The sequence below is a fragment of the Bacillus sp. JJ1521 genome, assembly GCF_036965165.1.
Classification (GTDB): Bacteria; Bacillota; Bacilli; order Bacillales; family Bacillaceae_L; genus Ferdinandcohnia.
In genome coordinates, this window is the sequence record NZ_JBALOX010000011.1 from 15312 (window position 1) to 34237 (window position 18926).

Annotated in this window: 12 protein-coding genes; 2 read left to right on the top strand and 10 right to left on the bottom strand. The window is 39.8% G+C overall.

The genetic code is table 11. From position 1 onward, the window contains the following. Positions 1 to 65 precede the first annotated feature (65 nt). Positions 66 to 1697: a catalase gene (locus V7147_RS02045; protein ID WP_438824529.1), complete on the bottom strand. Its 1632-nt coding sequence runs from the start codon at positions 1695 to 1697 to the stop codon at positions 66 to 68. A gap of 314 nt (positions 1698 to 2011) precedes the next feature. Here V7147_RS02045 and katA point away from each other — a divergent pair, with 314 nt between their 5' ends. Together katA and V7147_RS02055 are read left to right on the top strand one after the other, a co-directional pair. After that, positions 2012 to 3472: a catalase KatA gene (gene katA / locus V7147_RS02050; protein ID WP_335366193.1), complete on the top strand. Its 1461-nt coding sequence runs from the start codon at positions 2012 to 2014 to the stop codon at positions 3470 to 3472. Between the two features lie 118 nt (positions 3473 to 3590). Further along, on the top strand, positions 3591 to 4019 hold the full coding sequence (locus V7147_RS02055; protein WP_335366194.1) for a Fur family transcriptional regulator: 429 nt from the start codon (positions 3591 to 3593) through the stop codon (positions 4017 to 4019). Between the two features lie 163 nt (positions 4020 to 4182). Here V7147_RS02055 and ftsX read toward each other — a convergent pair whose 3' ends face one another. From ftsX to V7147_RS02100, 9 genes are all read right to left on the bottom strand, one after another. Beyond that, positions 4183 to 5076, bottom strand: coding sequence for a permease-like cell division protein FtsX (ftsX, locus tag V7147_RS02060; protein ID WP_335366195.1), 894 nt, complete (start codon positions 5074 to 5076; stop codon positions 4183 to 4185). Then, the gene (ftsE, locus tag V7147_RS02065) at positions 5066 to 5752 is read right to left on the bottom strand and encodes a cell division ATP-binding protein FtsE (RefSeq protein WP_335366196.1); all 687 of its coding nucleotides are present in this window, start codon (positions 5750 to 5752) and stop codon (positions 5066 to 5068) included. The genes ftsX and ftsE overlap by 11 nt, the downstream gene beginning before the upstream one ends. Before the next feature lie 281 nt (positions 5753 to 6033). Beyond that, on the bottom strand, positions 6034 to 7014 hold the full coding sequence (locus tag V7147_RS02070; protein WP_335366197.1) for a nuclease-related domain-containing protein: 981 nt from the start codon (positions 7012 to 7014) through the stop codon (positions 6034 to 6036). Positions 7015 to 7397: 383 nt separating this feature from the next. Further along, the gene (gene cccB, locus V7147_RS02075) at positions 7398 to 7739 is read right to left on the bottom strand and encodes a cytochrome c551 (RefSeq protein WP_335366198.1); all 342 of its coding nucleotides are present in this window, start codon (positions 7737 to 7739) and stop codon (positions 7398 to 7400) included. 54 nt (positions 7740 to 7793) lie between these two features. Continuing rightward, positions 7794 to 8660: a YitT family protein gene (locus V7147_RS02080; RefSeq protein WP_335366199.1), complete on the bottom strand. Its 867-nt coding sequence runs from the start codon at positions 8658 to 8660 to the stop codon at positions 7794 to 7796. 171 nt (positions 8661 to 8831) lie between these two features. Continuing rightward, positions 8832 to 13520 carry a lamin tail domain-containing protein gene (locus tag V7147_RS02085; RefSeq protein ID WP_335366200.1) on the bottom strand — a complete coding sequence of 1563 codons (4689 nt, stop codon included), beginning with the start codon at positions 13518 to 13520 and terminating at the stop codon, positions 8832 to 8834. A 205-nt stretch (positions 13521 to 13725) separates the two neighbouring features. Then, a complete protein-coding gene (locus V7147_RS02090; protein ID WP_335366201.1) occupies positions 13726 to 13851 on the bottom strand; it encodes a hypothetical protein in 126 nt (41 codons plus the stop codon). Positions 13852 to 13985: 134 nt separating this feature from the next. Next, the gene (locus tag V7147_RS02095; RefSeq protein WP_335366337.1) at positions 13986 to 17468 is read right to left on the bottom strand and encodes an Ig-like domain-containing protein; all 3483 of its coding nucleotides are present in this window, start codon (positions 17466 to 17468) and stop codon (positions 13986 to 13988) included. Beyond that, on the bottom strand, positions 17453 to 18922 hold the full coding sequence (locus V7147_RS02100) for an Ig-like domain-containing protein (RefSeq protein ID WP_438824530.1): 1470 nt from the start codon (positions 18920 to 18922) through the stop codon (positions 17453 to 17455). Before V7147_RS02100 ends, V7147_RS02095 begins: the two co-directional genes overlap by 16 nt. Positions 18923 to 18926: the final 4 nt, after the last annotated feature.

The window sequence follows — 18926 nt, forward strand, 5'->3', positions numbered from 1 at the left end:
AAAATTCAATCAAACGCTTGATTGACATGAAAAAGCATCGGTTCTCTGAAAACCGATGCTTTTCTTTAATACGGGTCTGACTCTAGTCCCATGTTTTTCGATTTCTCAACTGCTTCTGCGGCTGCAGCTGAGCTTGTGTCTGTAGAATCCATTGCCTGAGCAAGGCCCTCTCTTACACGTCTACCGTATTCCTCATCTGCATTTGTGAAGTACTCCACCATTTTGTTTTGGATTTCAGGTCGGCAAACCTTTAAGTTATCTACTAAATTACTGATTAGTTCTTCCCTTTCAGCATCCGAGAAATTACGATATGTCTCGCCTGCTTGTCCAAAATCATTCGGACGGTCAATTTTTTCACGAACGAGCTTGTCGTTATAATGCGGCTCGTGAATTTTGCCCACCTGCTTCGCATCCTTCAATCCTCCAATCGTGGACGGTTCGTAATTGATATGTGGATTTCCGCTCGGTGGTACATCGGCATAATAGGACATCATCCCACCGCGCTGATTGGTCGCAACTCGCTTTTTCGGTGCGTTAATAGGAAGTTGCAAATAATTTGTTCCAACACGATGTCGCTGCGTATCTGAATAAGAGAACGTTCTTCCCTGGAGCATTTTATCATCGGAAAAATCAAGACCATCGACAAGTACACCTGTTCCAAACGCAGCCTGCTCAACTTCATTAAAATAATTCTCAGGATTCTTGTTTAACACCATTTTACCGACCTTCAAAAACGGAAACTTATCTGTCGGCCAGAGCTTTGTATCATCAAGTGGATCGAAATCAAGCTCGGGATGATAGTCATCACTCATAATTTGTACAAAAAGCTCCCACTCCGGATATTCTCCACGCTCGATTGCTTCATATAAATCCTGAGTTGCATGGCTAACATTTGTCGCTTGGATTTCATTTGCTTCCTTTTGCGTTAAGTTTTTAATTCCTTGCTTGAGTGGCTCCCAGTGATATTTCACTAATACCGCCTCGCCATCCTGATTCACCCATTTGTATGTATTGACACCAGAGCCCTGCATTTGGCGGTAGTTCGCCGGAATTCCCCATGGTGAAAAGAGGAACGTAATCATATGTGTCGCTTCGGGCGTTTTAGATACAAAGTCAAACATTCTTTCAGGGCTTGATAGATTTGAGACCGGGTCTGGCTTAAATGCATGGATCATGTCGGGAAACTTGATTGCATCGCGGATAAAAAAGATTTTTAAATTATTGCCGACTAAATCCCAGTTTCCGTCTTCCGTATAAAATTTGATCGCAAACCCGCGCGGATCCCGTGCTGTTTCAGGAGACTCCATTGCCCCTGCAACTGTTGAAAAACGTACAAACACTGGTGTCTTTTTTCCTGCTTCTTGGAACAGTTTTGCACGAGTATACTTAGATATTGGCTCTTCGCCAACCTTACCATACGCTTCAAAATACCCATGGGCACCTGCACCTCTTGCATGTACCACACGTTCTGGAACTCGCTCGCGGTCAAAATGGGATATTTTTTCAATAAAATCGTAATTTTCTAATGTTGAAGGGCCACGATTCCCAACCGTTCGGATATTTTGATTATCCGTAACCGGGTGCCCCTGCCTATTTGTTAATGAATCCGCAGACTCCCCAGTGCCTAAGCGGTCATCATGTGGTCCCCCCACCCCTTCCACGCTAGCATGATGCTTTTTTTCCTTCAATTTGCTCATCCTCCTAAAAGAAATATCAACGTAATTATTTCCAATTGCTTCTTTTCCTATGTACACGGAGGATAGCGTAATCTTCAGGTGATTCTCAAATAAGGATTAAAATGAAATCTAATTGAAAAACAATAGATTAGGATAAACAAGCATCTCAGCATATTTTCCTAGTGAATCATTGTGATTCCGTACATGATAGAGGTTACAACTAACACTCTACTTTTATCTACTTTATAATTAATATAAAAAGGTATTGATTTTTATTTAGTAGATGTTATTATAATAGATGTATTCAAAAAAACTACTAACATGAGGTGATCTAATTGAGTAACAATAGACTAACGACAAGCTGGGGAGCTCCAGTTGGGGACAACCAAAACTCAATCACAGCTGGTTCAAGAGGACCGGTACTAATCCAGGACGTACACCTCCTAGAAAAATTAGCACATTTTAATAGAGAACGTATTCCTGAACGTGTTGTTCACGCGAAAGGCAGCGGTGCACACGGTTATTTCGAAGTAACAAATGATGTATCAAAATATACGAAAGCAAAATTATTTAATGGAGTTGGCAAACGCACTCCTCTATTCATCCGTTTTTCAACGGTTGCTGGGGAAAGTGGCTCAGCTGATACATTACGAGATCCACGCGGTTTCTCGGTAAAATTTTACACAGAAGAAGGAAACTACGATATCGTCGGAAACAACACTCCTGTATTCTTTATCTGTGATGCGATTAAGTTCCCTGATTTTATCCATACACAAAAGCGTCATCCACAAACACACCTGAAAAACCCAACAGCTGTATGGGATTTCTGGTCTCATTCACCTGAATCTTTACACCAAGTGACTTGGTTAATGGGTGACCGTGGTATTCCTGCGACATGGCGTCACATGCAAGGATATGGAAGTCATACATTCAAATGGACAAATGCAGAAGGTGAAGGCGTTTGGATTAAGTACCATTTCCGTACCGAGCAAGGCGTGAAGTCCTTAACGAATGAGGTTGCTACAAAGCTAGCTGGAGAAAATCCAGATTATCATACAGAGGACCTGTTTAACGCAATTAAAAAAGGAGACTTCCCTGAATGGAAGCTTTATGTGCAGATTATGCCATTGGAGGATGCGAATACATACCGCTTCGATCCATTCGATGTAACAAAAGTATGGTCTCAAAAAGACTACCCACTAATCGAAGTAGGACGCATGGTATTAGACCGCAACCCTGAAAACTATTTTGCAGAGGTTGAACAAGCTACATTCTCACCTGGAACATTGGTACCTGGTGTCGATGTTTCGCCTGACAAAATGCTTCAAGGTCGCCTGTTTGCTTACCATGATGCAGCTCGTTACCGTGTTGGAGCTAACCACCAAGCACTCCCAATCAACCGTTCAAGAGTTGAAGTGAACAACTATCAACGTGATGGTCAAATGCGTTTTGATAGCAACGGGGGTAGCTCCGTATATTACGAGCCTAATAGCTTTAGTGGTCCAAAAGAAACTCCAGAAGCGAAGCAACATGCATTCGCAGTGGAAGGCATTGCGGATAGTGTGGCTTATGATTCTGATGATCACTACACACAAGCTGGTGACCTTTATCGCTTAATGAGCGAAGATGAACGTACTCGTCTTGTTGACACAATTGTTGGCGCAATGAAGCCAGTTCAATTAGAGGAAATCAAGCTTCGTCAAATCAGCCACTTCTACAAGGCAGACCCTGAATACGGAACTCGTATCGCAGAAGGCCTTGGACTTGAGGTTCCAGAAGAAGTTTTAGCGAAGTAATTAGAAAAGCAGAAGCGTAAGAAATAAGTAGTTTCATTTCATTTTATTCTCACATATAATAGGTATCCGCGTGTTGTGGGTACCTATTCTTATGATATGAAAAAAGAGGTTGGTAATCGTGCAGGAACAAATGGCAGAACTTATACCTTTTTTAAAAGAACGTGGATTACGCATTACACCTCAACGAACGTTAATCTTACAAACGATCCTTTCCTTGAAAGGTCATCCAACCGTGGAAGACATTCATCGTAAAATACCACATATTAGCCTTGCCACCATCTATAACAATGTCAAACTGTTTGTTTCACTACGGATTTTGAAGGAACTACCCTATGGCAACGGGTTGAGCAAATATGAACTCGCCAACCAGCCGAATCACTACCATATTTTATGCGAATCGTGTGGGGAAATTATTGATTTTAATTACCCGACTCTCAGCCAAATCGAGCATGTTGCCTGCAAATTAACTGAGTTTAAAATTTACTCTCATCAGATGGAAGTATACGGACTTTGTCAATCATGCCAGAGAAAAGAAGGTGTTTATTAGATGCCAAAACAAAACTGTCCGATCTGTAAAACGGAAATCAAAATACTCAAACATAGCACAAGCTGTAAATGTGGGATGAAACTAAAGAAAGCAAAAACCCCTTATGTCGGGTAGGTTTGGTTCTAAGCGCAAAAAAGCACACCTTTAAATGGTGTGCTTTTGCTTATACTTTTAAGAACTTTCGAACAGACATTAAGCTTCCCCAAACCCCGATAAATGCACCAATTAGAAGCAGAAGCCCCGTTACTTGGTAGGCAAATGGATTAAACGCTAAGAGCTCTAAGAATGTTCCAGTCAACTGCGGTTGAATCATATCATACACAAAATTATAGGATCCTAGAATAATCCCAATTGGAATCATCGAACCAAGAATTCCAAGGAACAAGCCCTCTAGGAAAAATGGCCAGCGAATAAACGAATTTGTTGCTCCAACTAGCTTCATAATCTCAATTTCTCTTTGTCTCGCAAAAATCGTTATTTTAATCGTATTTGAAATTAAGAACATGGCAGTAAAAAGAAGACCAATGATTAGCCCGATTCCGATGTTACGTGAAACGCCAACCGTACTAAAAATCTTTTCAACTTTTCCTTTTCCATAGTTTACACTGTGGACAGATTCCATTTTTTCAACCTGCTCAGCAACCTTCATGATTTCCTGTGGTTGCTTCGTTTTCACGACAAACACATCATGAAGTGGGTTACCCTGCTCGTACATTTCAAAAATCTTTCCATCCTCACCAAAGCTCTCGATCATTTTCTGTAGCTCTTCATCCTTGGAAGAGAAGGTGACATCTTGAACCTCAGGTATTTTTACAATTTCTGCTTTTAACGCATCCTGTTGTTCCTTCGTTGACGTTAAGTCCGTGTGAACACTGATACGGACGTCTTTTTCAAGTGAAGTTGCCATGCTGTTTAAATTCATCATGATGACTAAGAATACCCCAACAAGGAGTAGCGTTACAGTCACGGCGCTGACAGATGCGAATGTCATCCAGCCATTACGCCCAAGATTTTTAGAACTTTCCCGTAAATGACGGCGGAGTGTATTAAGCTTCATAACCGTAATCACCCCTTACTTCATCTCTCGCAATTTTTCCACTTTCAATCGCAATTACACGTTTTTTTATCGTATTTACAATTTCGCGGTTATGCGTCGCCATGACGATCGTCGTCCCGCGGAAATTGATTTCTTCAAAAATGTTCATAATTTCCCAAGATGTTTCCGGGTCAAGGTTACCAGTAGGCTCGTCCGCAATGAGCGCACCTGGAGAGTTTACGATTGAGCGCGCAATTGACACACGCTGCTGCTCCCCACCGGATAGTTCATCTGGTAAATGCCGTGCCTTATGCTTAAGACGAACAAGGTCAAGCACATCCATGACACGTTTCTTAATATTCTTCGGATTTTCTTCGATTACTTCAAGAGCAAATGCTACGTTTTCGTATACAGTTAATCGCGGTAAAAGTTTAAAATCCTGGAACACGACCCCAATATTTCTTCGTAATTGGGGAACCTTTTTTTCCTTTAATTTTGCAAGATCAATCCCGTTTATGACGATTGAACCCTTTGTCGGCTTCTCCTCACGGTACATCATTTTAATAAATGTCGACTTTCCCGCTCCACTTGGGCCAACGACATACACGAACTCACCTTGATCGATTTTTACATTTATACCATTAACGGCCATGACACCGTTCGAATACTTTTTATAGACATCCTTCATTTCTATCATTAAGAATCACCTATCATCGTTTTATTATCCCTCGTCTACTTGCAGTATGCCCCCCACCGGATCAATGGGAGATTAAGTTAGTAATCTATCAAATGGAAATAGAAGCGCAAATGCCCTTTTGGACATACTTGCGCCCCTAATCGGCTATGCAAATTGAAATTATAAGTCTATATGAACTATATCTTATTACGTTTTCCATTATAACATCATTATTCGTCAAAAAACGACTAAAAATATTACATTTTGATTTCATGGCAGTTAAGGTTGCTAGGGAAAAGGGTTCAGGTGGTGGTGTGTAAATTTTGGAATTGGGGGATATGGTAGATTCTGCTTTTATTCTCACCTTCGAACTCTGGGTTCATTGATTTTAATAGTTGAAATGCTAATTTTCCAGATGATATTTGTAAAAAGTCCCTCAACTCTTCATTTGTAATTGTAGGTTTTATTAGCAGCATGTAATCCTGGAGTGACTGAATAAATGCGTTTTTAGATTTCGAACAACAACTTTCACAGAACCAATATCCTCTCTTCCTTTCAATCGGTAAGGTAAAACATTCTGGGCAGTGGACTCCTTTTCTAATCTCCTCTTTTTGGATGGCAAATTTAGTTAGGAAATCTGGTTGTTTTGGCGTGTGGTGCTTCTCAATTGTCGCCGCTATTTTCCTCATTTCCTTCATGGTCAATGTTTCTTTAGTATGTCGTTTTTGAATTTTCTCGAAAGTAAAAGGAAGATTTGCGCTATGCATAACTTTTGTGAAGATACTTGATCTAGAAGCTTTTATGATTGTTTTTGGGTCACTGACGATGACTAAATTTTCAATTGGTAGGGTTGGAAGTTTCCGCTGCTGAAGCCAGTTGGTTAATTGGCGGGAATGTCGTTTTGCTTGTAGGATTGGATTCGACATCCCTTCTTCTTCGTTGTTTAGTGTCCGAATCATTTGATTGGATTCATCCTCAAAATATAGAGTTCCTGCGATATTTTTCACTTCTAGGATTAAGTAAAAATGTGGAGTAATCATGAGAGTGTCGATTTGGAAGAAGGTTTTGCCATCTTGAAGTCTTATATCGTGTAAAATGAGGAATTCTGATTTGTCGATTAGGTCTAAATAATAGTTTAATGAAAGCTCTCCGCGGTACCCTTTCTTTCGTTTGGCTAATTCGAATTGGATTTCTGGAATTTTCGGATGATCTTGCGCCAATCTCCTGATTAGTGCTACAAGGATTAAAATTTCAATTGGAATTGTACGTACTTTTCTTATCAAATGCATCTACTCCTTTTCATTTTATTAAATTTTCGACATTATTATTGATTTTCCTGCAAAATTTAAATAATGTTTGAACTTGGTTTTGTGGGTTTTTCGGATATCGACCCGAAATTTGATTATATCGACCCAAGTTCCAGTTTTATCGAACCAAACTTCAGAATATATCGGTCCAAGTTCTGATTATATCGACCCAACATCAAAATATATCGGTCCAAACCAATTCCGCCTATTTTAAAAGCCTTCCGGTTCATCCGGAAGGCAGACTAACTAATGAGGTTTTTTCGGATATCGACCTAAAGCCAAAAAATATCAATCCAATCCCAATTTCCACCCATATTAAAAGCCTTCCGGTTCGCCCGGAAGGCCTACATACTAATGAATTATTTTTTCTCAGATAACCATGCTGCAACTGCGTCTTTTTCGTCACCTTTGATGAGACCTTTTGGCATTGCGCCACGGCCATTGTCGATGATGTTCGCAATTTCGTCTTGAGAATACTTAGAACCTACTGTTTGAAGACTTGGGAAACTTCCAGCACCTGCTAGATCTTTACCATGGCATGAAGCACAGTTTCCTTGGTAGATTTCCTCAGCATTTAAGGCAGTAGCTCCGCCGTTGTTACCTGCTGGCTCTTCAGCTGCATTGTCGCCCCCACCGCCACAAGCTGCTAGAGCAAAAACAAGCGAAGTTCCTAATAAAAATCCAAATAGCTTACGTTTCACAGAATTTACCCCCTGTAATAAATTTTTCCATTATACAATTTTTATTATACCCTTTTACGCCCTTTTAAAACCCTCTCCTAATACCTCTGAAGCGTCCATAACAACGACAAATGCAGAAGTATCAATGCTTCGAACCACTTGTTTCAATTTTGTGAACTCTTTCTGGTCAACCACACACATGAGCATTGGTCGCTCATCGTCGGTATACCCCCCATATCCAGAGAGCTTTGTTACCCCTCTATCCAGCTTGTCAAAAATCTCCTGACGCACTTCATTCTGATTGTTCGTAATAATGAGAGCCATTTTCGAATTACCTAGACCAACCTGTACCAAATCAATCGTTTTACTTGTGACAAAAAGTCCAATCAGTGCATAGAGCCCACTCTCAATATCGAATACAATCGCAGCGGTTACGACAATCAGGCCATCAATGAAAGCAACACACTTTCCAAGGGAGATTCCTGTATACTTGTGAACAATTTGAGCGGCAAGGTCTGTCCCACCTGTCGACGCATTGCCCCGGAATGTGATGCCGAGTCCCAAACCGATTCCGATCCCGCCGAATAAAGCACCCAGCAATGGGTCGAGCGTTGCGGGTTCCAGATTTCTCGAAAGATAAACAACAAATGGTAGAAAAAGAGTGCCAATTAACGTTCTGGCACCATACACCTTTCCAAGAAAAATGACACCTGCAATGAATAAAGGGATATTAAAAGCCCATTGAACATAGGCTGCTTCCCATCCAAACAGGGAGTTCAGGATCGTACTAATCCCACTCACTCCGCCTGATGCAACCTTGTTCGGTAACAAAAACAGATTAAATGAAAGAGCCACAGTGGCTGAACCTAGTAGTATGTATATGTATTCCTTTACCTGTTGAAGTTTTGGATGTACTTCGTGCTGACGTTTTCTTCTATTCATGAATATACCTCCGTTTGCAATCGTGGCGCTTTTGGAAGTATATCACCGCTTCAAAAGTAAGTAAACGCCAGCATAATAACGTGGTAAAGCAACAAAATATACACCTACAATATTAGTTTGTAACGAGAGATGAATAATTATTACAAAAAGCAACTTGAAGGTGACAAAGAGCTATTTACGAAATGTCCAAATATCTGAAACGGTTCTGCCTGTGTATTTGTCCTTGACTACAGCGTACCAGGAATAAGAACGGTTCTTTTCTAAGCCTTTCCAGACAACCTCGGCGATTTTACCGCTTTTTGCCTTAGTCGTGCCGATTTCATGGTCAGTGTAGACATTGACCGCAAAGTAATCCGTTGCAACTCGCTTTGTGACCGGGGCTAAATCCATTTCAATCACAAATTCATCTTTTTCAGGATAAAAATCTGGCTTGTAATAATTGTATTGGTTAAGATATGGCGAATACGTATTTACCACAATACGATTATGATCTTGATCAAAATGCAGCAGTCTCATGTAGCCTTGGCCACCCTCTGGTCCAGCTTGATAATCGGCAAGCATTTGTGTCACCGTACGGTCAGGGACACCATCCCCGTCATCGTCAATTTCATCAACTAACGTTTGTGCCTCGTGATAATGACCACTTAACACCATGATCACATTTTTATTCGGAACAACAATTTCGTTAAAGAGCTTATCACCTAGCGGATGCCTCGTACCTGTAGCAAGCATGTATTCGTGAAAACTTAAAATCGCTTTTCGGTCCGGGTGGGCAGCCAGCACATCATTCACCCACTGGATGCCTTCATCCGTCACTCCCCAACCAAGGTAAACCATAATATAATCATTGCCACCAGCTGAAATTAAATCATAGTGACCACGATTGTTTAGGTAGGAACCGCCATAATATGGCTTATCCTTAAATCGATTTTCGCCAAAATACTTATAGAACTGCGAATAATCATTACTTACTTGATCCACATCATGGTTTCCTGCGAGAACTCCGTATGGAATGTTATTGTCATCCAGCACCTTCATTGCTTTATCTGCGTTCTTCCATTGATATTCCTGGTTTGATTTATTCACTAAATCACCTGTATGGAATACATATTTAATTTTGAGCTTATCCTTCATTTCAGCAATCCACTCGGTTTGTCGGTCAAAAATATATGGGTAGCTCTCTGAGTAAAATTGGGTATCTGACATCCAGACAAAGGTATAATCATACTCATCTGTCGTGCTTGGAATTTCATCTTGGACAATCACATTTATTTTTGACTCGCGTACAAAGTCGCCTACTCCAACTTCACCGGAGAGTTCAAAATCCTCTTTACCCGCTACCTTAAAATCAATTAACGTCCATTTTTCTGTTATGTGGTTCCAGGCATACATCGAAACCTTTCTACCCTCAAGTGAATTCCCTTTCCACAAAAGCTCAACAAGGTCCTTTTCATCAAGTGACGCATCCACTGTGACCTCAAAACGATGGTAAGGGAATTGTGTATCAGAATCGGACACCAAATACTTGCCGTCTGCTTTTGAAACAAGTGAAGTGTCCTCAGATGTAAACGCCTTTTCCCCGTCAGGAATCATTTCTTGTGGAGGCTCAAAATCACCTGCATTTTTAAAGCCTTTCACACCTGAGTTCACATCATATTGATAAGCCTCATAAAATGTAACATCTAATTGATCATTCGTTGGGTCCTTTACTTTTACCTGTAAAACTGGATTGCCATCAACATGAGCATTCAATTTAGGTGAGACAAGCTCAGGCTTCATTGGATTTTCATCAGCAACTTCAAATTGAAAAACTTCCTCTTTCTCGTTTCCTACTTTGTCAGTTGCAGCAACCTTCAGCTCATGTTTCCCAGCTTCAAGCTTTGAAGACGCTGTTTCAAACGGAACTTGAATTTCCTTGCCATCCAAGGTGACAATTACTTTTTCAATCCCAGAAAGCTTATCCTTCACATCGACTTCAATGGTAAAAGCACCCTTGTACGCTTTCTTTTTCAGGTTCGTTTTAATATCAGGTGCTGTGTTGTCGACCAAAACTTCTGCGGCGATCTCTTCATCTGCATCCTGAACGAGAACCTTATGCTTCTTGTCTTTAACAAAGGTCGTATCCCATTTATAGGTTAAGGAATGTGCTTCCTTTTCCGTAATCGTAAACGTAAAATCGACGAATGGATTATTGTCGTTCATTTTTAAAATACGTGCTGGGTCACTGAAGTTCGGATCCTTGATCACCGTACCATCCGCGAGGACTAATCGTACGTTTCGTAAATCATAGTCGTCTCGGTTTTCTGCGGATCCAAGATCAAACGGTGACGCCTTGTTACCGGAACGAACGGTTATTGTTGTCTCACCAACTGGAAGTCGCTCAGGCTCAATGGGAATGCTGAATGTTTTCCATTGTGTGAGCCAGTCTTTATCCATGACATATAAAACTTCTTCGCCCATCGTAACAGCGTTTTGGAAATACGTATTCAGTCCATTTACTTCAAACGCAAAATATGCCGTGTGTTCAATGGAGGGATATACCCCCTCTTTCACTTCACTACCATCAATAAACAGCTTCATTTTATCTGGAGAGTCAACCGCTGAAGTGGCCTTGATGATTTTTTCCCCGCGGAGCATTTCCCCATCTTTTAAATTAAGTCGTAGGCTTGAGTCATCAAGGTCATTCGTAATGGTTACACGATAGGTCTCACTTTTCACTTCATTTTTCCCATCAGACACGACGAAGTAATAATCCACATACTCATGTCCGATTAAATCAGGTGAATAGATGGTGTGATGATAAAGGAGATCATCGTAATTTTCCTGTAAAATCGCTTCGCTGTATTCATCCTGATGGTTGATCTTATAATACAAACGGACCGATTTGACTTCCTTGTCGTCTGTGACGTTTGCAACAATGTCGATATTGTCCTTCTGATTCACCTCAGTGATTGCCGTTAGGTTTTCAATCGTCGGTGGGACTGTGTCTTCTTCTATTTGGACAGGCTGACTTGGTACCTGGAAGCCTTCCACTTTGCCTGGTGTCGCATCTAGGATGCCCACTTTTTTTGAAAGAGTAGATTTATCGGTTGGATAGAGATAAACAATTCCTTTATTCGCAATCGTGTCATCTACGTTTGGTTCATCATTATAATAAGCAACCGAAATCTCTTTATGTGTGTTCGTTCCAATCACAAGTCCACGCATGCTGGCATTTGCCATGCCGTCACTGAAGATGCGAACGATATTCTTATTTTCTACCAAATTAGAGCCATAGTTCGCGTTAAAATCAGCAACGGTCTTTCCACCGTTTTGGGTATTGATAATCCATAAGACAAGCGTTTCCCCTGCTGGAATCACGACATCCTCTGGGACAGACGGCCAGACAACATCTGTTCCAGGGTCTGTTCCGTATCTGTAATACATTTTATAATTTTTAAAATCGATTGCTTCACTGCTGTTATTGTAGATTTCGATAAATTCATAGCCATCAGCTGACCCTACATTCGTTGAATCAGGGACAAGCTCTGTGACAAGCAAATGGGGGATTTTTGAAAAATCAACCTCGGGCTGCACGACCTGAATCGTATATTCATCGGTTTTTTCAGTATTTACACCATCACTTGCTTCGAGATAATAGGTGATTTCTTCATACACATGAAAACCTGGAATTTCCGCTGTATAGGTTTGCTCGTTTGGACTCATTGGTAATGACGTGAATACATTCGAGTCGCCATTTTTATAAAAAAGCGTCACACTTGGAATGGCGAGATTATCCGTGACGTTCGCCTCGATTTGGATTGGCATCAGAGGCTTGCTGCTTGTGATTGGTGTATGTGTAATCACAGGTGCTTCTGTATCCTCAGGTACATCCGGTAAATTCACCGGTGTTTCTGGGACTTGTGTTTGCCTGATTTCACCTGGAGTTGGCTGTGCTAGTACTCGGTGCTTCAGCATTTCAGTTCCTGTTTCAGGGTATTGATAGTCGACAACTGCTCCTGTATTATCAGTTTCCCCATCTAGATAGCTAGCAGAAATGATTTCAGTACCTTGAAGGCTTTTAATGACGAGGGCGCGATTGCCGCCATTTGCAAAGCCAGGAAAAACATCTGAAAATTGGACGACTTTTTCCTCCGGTAAATCAGTTCCAAAATTCGCGTTAAAATCAGCTAACGTTTTGTTTCCGTTATTAAACCAAAAAACGAGAGTTTCCTGTGGTTTCATGGTTGTTGCAGGGATTTGAAATAACAAATCTTTCCCAGTGTCAGTATAACGATATGTAAACGTGTAATTTGTTAATGTTTGCGGTTGATTGGTGTTATTGTATAGCTCAAAATACTCGTAATAGTCAGTTCCAGCACCCTTTGAGTTCGGTGAAACTTCCGTAATGAGAAGGTGTGGAAGACTATCAAAGTTTACCTCTGTTGATTGAGTTTTTTCGCTAGTTGGTGTAGGTGTTTCCTCCATGATTGTTGTGTTGTCTTCAGTTGGTGGTACCTCTTCTGTTATTGTCTCGTCTTGAGTCTCAGGCTGTTCCTGAGTTGCCGGGGCTGACTCAGTTTCGGGATCTTCCTGGGTTACTGACTCGGTTGATTGTTCTTCTTGGATCTCAGGTTCTTCTTTTTCCCCAGTTTCAATCTGGTTGGTTGGTTCTTCTGTAGGTGATTCCTCCACCTGTAATGTTTCATCCTCAGATGATTGGTTCGGTGCCTGCTGTGCAGAATTATTTGACTGAGCTTCCTCCGCAAATATCATTTTCGGCCCCAATGCAAGACTCACATTGGACAGTAAAATGGTTAGGACGAAACTGACAATCAATCCTTTTTTCAGCTTGTTCCTCACTCGTTTCCCTAAAATCATTTCATGTTCCTCCTGCAATTTTTATCTTCAATGTAAATCTTATCTGTATACTGTTAATAGCTTGTAAACTTACGGTAAAAATTATGATAAAATTGGTAGGAATAGGAATTTAGACTTAGATTTTGTTTTTCAGTTAGTTCATACTTACTATTCGAAATTAAAAAAAGACGACTGTAAAAGTCATCTTTGGTTTCGGGATATGTTTTTATACTTCAAATGAAGATACATAATTAATTGTAAGGTTTCGAGCAAAATTAGTAGATGATATCCCAGACAATAGTTGTGACCCAACTAAAGCGATATCGATTCTAATCGATAGAATTTCTAACATACGCATCGCCTCAAACTTTTTTTCAAAAACAGGCATTCGCTTGAACTGCGAATGCCTGAGGCCCACACGATGCGGGTCACAAAGACGTTGCCACAGGACGTGGCGTTCTTAGTCTTTGATCTTATGTTCCAATGTTACATATCCTTCGCGTCTCTTCTTCGGATAATGCTTCGACGTAGCGCGACAGCACTAGCTGCTGCTGCACCGACAAGTCCAACCATTGTGCCCGCAAATAACGGTTTATTCTCGTAAAACTTCACGAGTACGCTTTTCTCAATGATTTCGAATTCCATGACTTCATTTTTCTCGTTACCCGCTTCATCAACAGCTAATACTTCAATCTTGTATTGGTTGATATCAGAAAGTGTAACGGTAATCACTTTTGTACCGTTCACTTCTTTTACATCACCGTTAAAGAGCTCTCCATTGATCATCACAGACTTGAGGGCATCACTTGGATTATCAAGGCTGATGGAGATCGTCACTGGGTCACGATATGTTTCGTTTCTTTCCACGCCATCGAAAAGAACTTTCGGAGGTGTTTTATCAATAATAAACTCAACACTTAGCTGCTGGATATTTCCTGCTTTATCCTTTACCTCGAAGAAAAGTACGTGCTTTCCTTCTTCCTCAATCGGATCGCCTAAGTTATAAGGCTGACCATTCAAGGTTTGTGAAATGATATCATAGGCATTTAGATCCTCAATCAACAGCTCTGGAAGCAAGCTTTCCTTGAAATATTTCTCTGAAATAGCTTCCTTAAATTTAATAACTGGGGCTGTTTTATCAATTGTAAACACGATTGTTCGGGATGACACATTGTTTGCTAAGTCATAAATCTCAGCTTTTAAAATGTAATCTCCTTCATCACTTAGCTGCAACCCATTTACATACGGGCGACCATTCAGTGTTACTCTTGAACGACTTGAATCAAGATAGCGGTCTGAATAAGTTACATTCGGCATTTGATTCTTGTTAAAGAATCCATCAATAACACCTGTAATATTCAACAACGGTTTTGTTGTATCAAGGATAAAACTAATATCGATTGTTGATTCATTTCCTGCTTTATCTCGTGCAAGAACACTGAATTTGTACGCCATTTCAAGTGAAGCCGTTGGAATTCTGCCTGTCACATTTGAACCATTCATCGTTACCGAAACGATTGTGTCTTCAGCTTGGTCAAGCGCAAATTCAGGTGTGAACACTTCATTTATATACTCGCCATCCTTAATGACACGGCTTTGACCTTTAAATTTCGGTGTGATGACTGGAGCTGTTTTATCGATTGTAAAAGCAATCTGGTTGGTGAACTGGTTGCCCGCTTTGTCAATTGCTTCAACATGGATGACATAGTCACCTTCCTGGCTAAAATTATGGCTGAGTCTTGCTGTCTGATTCGCTACCGCAAAACCACCAGCATTATAGCTTCTTCCATTTCGTGTCACGTTGATACGATTCATATCAAGGTTCACATCACGTATCGTGACACTAACTGGTTTATCTACATTATAATGTGCCGCATTTTCTACACCCGTAATTTCGATCGCAGGCTTTGTTGTATCGATTGTAAATGTCTTGTTCGCATTGATTGGACCGTTTCCAGCCTTATCTTTTGCGCTAATGGCAATCGTGTACAAGCCATCATCATTAAAATTGTAGCTTAAGCTAGAAAAAATATTGCTGTTTTTCCATGCTCCGATGTTAAATGCCTTGCCATCCTTTGTCGCAGAAAGCGAAACATCGTTCGTACCAAAATTCAATTCATCAACAGAAACCGTTACCCGCTTGCCAGTTGGGTTAAAGGACTGGTGGTCAACACCATCAATTTTTACAACCGGATTGGTTTTATCGATGATGAACGCAATTTCATCATGTGTCGTTTTGTTGCCTGATTTATCAGTTGCATTGAAGTATAGGACGTAACTGCCTTCTTCTTTAAAATTATGGGTTAGGCTTGCTTTCGTTCTAGACTGTTCCGGTGCACCAACCTCATACGCTTTGCCATTCTTTGTCACGCGTATTGACGTTTGGTCAATGTTTGCATCGGTTACTTCGAATGAAACTTGCTTGCTCACATTGTAATCCGTCATATGCTCGACGCCTGTGATTTTTAAGGCAGGAGAACTTTCGTCAATTGTGAATGTAACTTCCTTTGCATCCGCAATGTTACCCGCCGCATCCCTCGAGGATACCTTAATCACATAGTCTCCGTCCTTATTAAAAAGGTGACCTAGCTTCGAAGTAGTTCCATATTCATCCCATGTTCCAACATCAAATGGTTTACCGTTTTTTGTCACATTAATTGTTACATCATTATTTAAGTAATTTAATTCATCAACTTGAATTTCTACCCATTGCTCTTTGGAATTAAATTCTTTAAAGTCTTTACTCACATTAACCTTAATTACTGGTGGTGTCTCGTCAACTGTAAAGTTTAACGTGTCAGTGTTACTAACATTCCCAGCTTTATCAACTGCACTAACAGATACATGGTATTTTCCGTCTTCATTAAAGCTATGCTTTAGCTGAGAGATCGTACCAGTATTCTTCCAAGTTCCAAGACTATAAGATTTACCATCCTTCGTAACATTTATTACAACCTTATTGTTTTCATAATGCTTCTCATCTACTTTGATAGTTAATTCCTTGCCTCTTTTGACGAAAGCATTATCTTTGATTCCACCTTCATCGCCAGATACAGTCACTTTAGGAGCTACTCTATCAATTGTAAATGTTAACGTTTCACTTGTATTAGCTTTATGGTCATCTGCTGCATATACAGTTACTTTGTATTCTCCATCCTCTTTAAAGGTTAGCTCTTGCTTTTTACCTTTAATCCACCACCACTCGTATAAGTTCTTCCAGCCTTCTGGACCCTCAACGTCTATAATCGTTTCACCGTCACGAGTAACTGTTAATCTAAGTGATGATTCGTCTAAGGTATAATCTTCAACTGAAGCATTAACTGTAATTCCGTTTTTGAAATTTTCATCCATTTCTTTTTTATTGTAGTGCTTATTGTTTTCTGCACCGGTAATATTAATCTTTGGACCAACCTGGTCAATTGTAAATGTTACCTCAACCTCTTCTGCTGTATTTTTCGCAAAGTCAGTTGAATTAACCTTTAGCTTGTAAACTCCATCATCAGCAAATGTGAGCTCTTTTATAGCTTTATTACCGTCTACATTAAAATCCTTTTTTGTTTCGGGAACTTTGTTATCTTTCGTTATAGTATAAGTCGAGTTGTCTAAATCAAAGTTACTTTCTGTAATACTAACAATAACTTTTTGTTTTTTATTAAAATCTCTTTGCCCCTCTTCTGCATCAACAAAAGAAATGTTTATGTCTGGAGGAAGGTTATCGATTGTAAAAGCAATTGTTTGCGTTGCAGTAGCATTACCTTGACTATCTGTTGCATTTAATGTGATAGTGTATTCACCATTCTCGATAAATGTATGTGTAGCTTCAGCAGTAATCGTACTTCCCTCAATCATTGTAAAAGGAATCGTAGTACTAGTTCCATCTTTTGTAATCTTTGCCGACGTTTGCTCTAAATCTAAATGTAAGTCCTCAACTTTTATTTTTACTTTTTGTTGATCTACACNNTATAATATTTTTTATCCTCAACACCCTCAACTGTAATTCTTGGTGCATCCTTATCTACAGTAAAGGAGATTTCTTCAGGTCCCGCTTTATTTCCTGCCTTATCAGTAGATTCAAGTTTAACAACATATGAACCTTCATCTTCAAATTTGTAAACTTTTGTAGCTTTTTTTCCCGAAGAATCCAATTCTAAATTTTCAACTTCATATGTTTCACCATTTCTTGTTACTGTAAGGCTGGTCTGTGATAAATCGAAATTTGGATCTTCCGCAGTTATTGTCACATTTTTTGGTTTTGTTATTTCGGTTTCATCAGAACTTATTGAAAGGGTTGGTGCCTCATGGTCAACTGTGAAGGAAAATTTATCTAACCTATAGGTCTTCCCATTGGGATGCCAATCTGTTACTACAACATTAATATCATATTTTCCGATAGGAAATTGATGTGTTAGGGTTGCAGTTCTTTTTAAAATGCTAAATTTGAAACTTTCGTCGTCTAGCTTATATGGCTCACCATCTCTATCTGCCGTTAAGGTTATCGTCTTAATAGATATATTACTATCAACCTTTAGCTCTAATTCTTGTGCATTGGTGACACCGTTATGTGATACTTCGGATGCTTTGTCAGCCTCCTTTTTAACAACCGATAATTTTGGTGCATTTTTATTGATTGAGAAGGTTATACTTTCACTAGATTCAGTATCTTTATTACCAACTTTGTCCTCTGTTTTTACAGCTAGCTGATATTCTCCTTCTTCACTAAAGGAATAATCATAGATTGTTAGTTCTCCATTATGGCTTATACTTGGTGTTACTTTTTTGTAATCTTTATCATTTCTTACGATGCTGATATCGGCATCATCTAAATTCAAATTTTTCTCAGTCACATTTACCTTTAAACTTAAACCAACAGAATGTACCCGGTCATCTACATATTCAGTACCGTCTTGGTTAAATATCTCTACAATAGGTGCTGTAGTATCTTTTATAAGTGAAAAGTCCCTTGGATGGTCTGGCAAATCCCAAGAAATATTTTTCTTAGTATTTATTTTTAGTTTTAATTCCCCATCTGGAGTATTTTCATTAACAGGAATCGTTACTAAATATTTTCCTGTTCCCACCGCTCCAGGAAGTTCATTAATAGTAATTCCTACTTCTTTAATTTCTGAATCTTCCCTTACCGATACCTCAACAGGTACTTCTGATGTATTCGTAACACCTTCTTGAACGTTTTCGCTTAAATCCACTTCAAATGATATCTTATTTCCATGGGCATTCGTTATCCATTCTTTATTTAAGTCTATCTGATTATTCGTATCCCAAATATCACCATTAAAGGTAATCTTCATTATGGTTTCAGGTGAAGAAAATGCCTTACCACTAGACAAAACCGCCGACAGCACCAACACAAACGCAATCGGTATCCAGAAGATCGATTTATTTTTTCGGTAGCTTTTTGAGATCATTGCT

Coding starts and splice junctions, on each gene's coding strand:
- V7147_RS02045 (WP_438824529.1), bottom strand. CDS start 1,697: ATGAGCAAATTGAAGGAAAAAAAGCATCATGCTAGCGTGGAAGGGGTG.
- ftsX (WP_335366195.1), bottom strand. CDS start 5,076: ATGAAGCTTAATACACTCCGCCGTCATTTACGGGAAAGTTCTAAAAAT.
- ftsE (WP_335366196.1), bottom strand. CDS start 5,752: ATGATAGAAATGAAGGATGTCTATAAAAAGTATTCGAACGGTGTCATG.
- V7147_RS02080 (WP_335366199.1), bottom strand. CDS start 8,660: ATGAATAGAAGAAAACGTCAGCACGAAGTACATCCAAAACTTCAACAG.
- V7147_RS02085 (WP_335366200.1), bottom strand. CDS start 13,520: ATGATTTTAGGGAAACGAGTGAGGAACAAGCTGAAAAAAGGATTGATT.
- V7147_RS02090 (WP_335366201.1), bottom strand. CDS start 13,851: ATGTTAGAAATTCTATCGATTAGAATCGATATCGCTTTAGTTGGGTCA.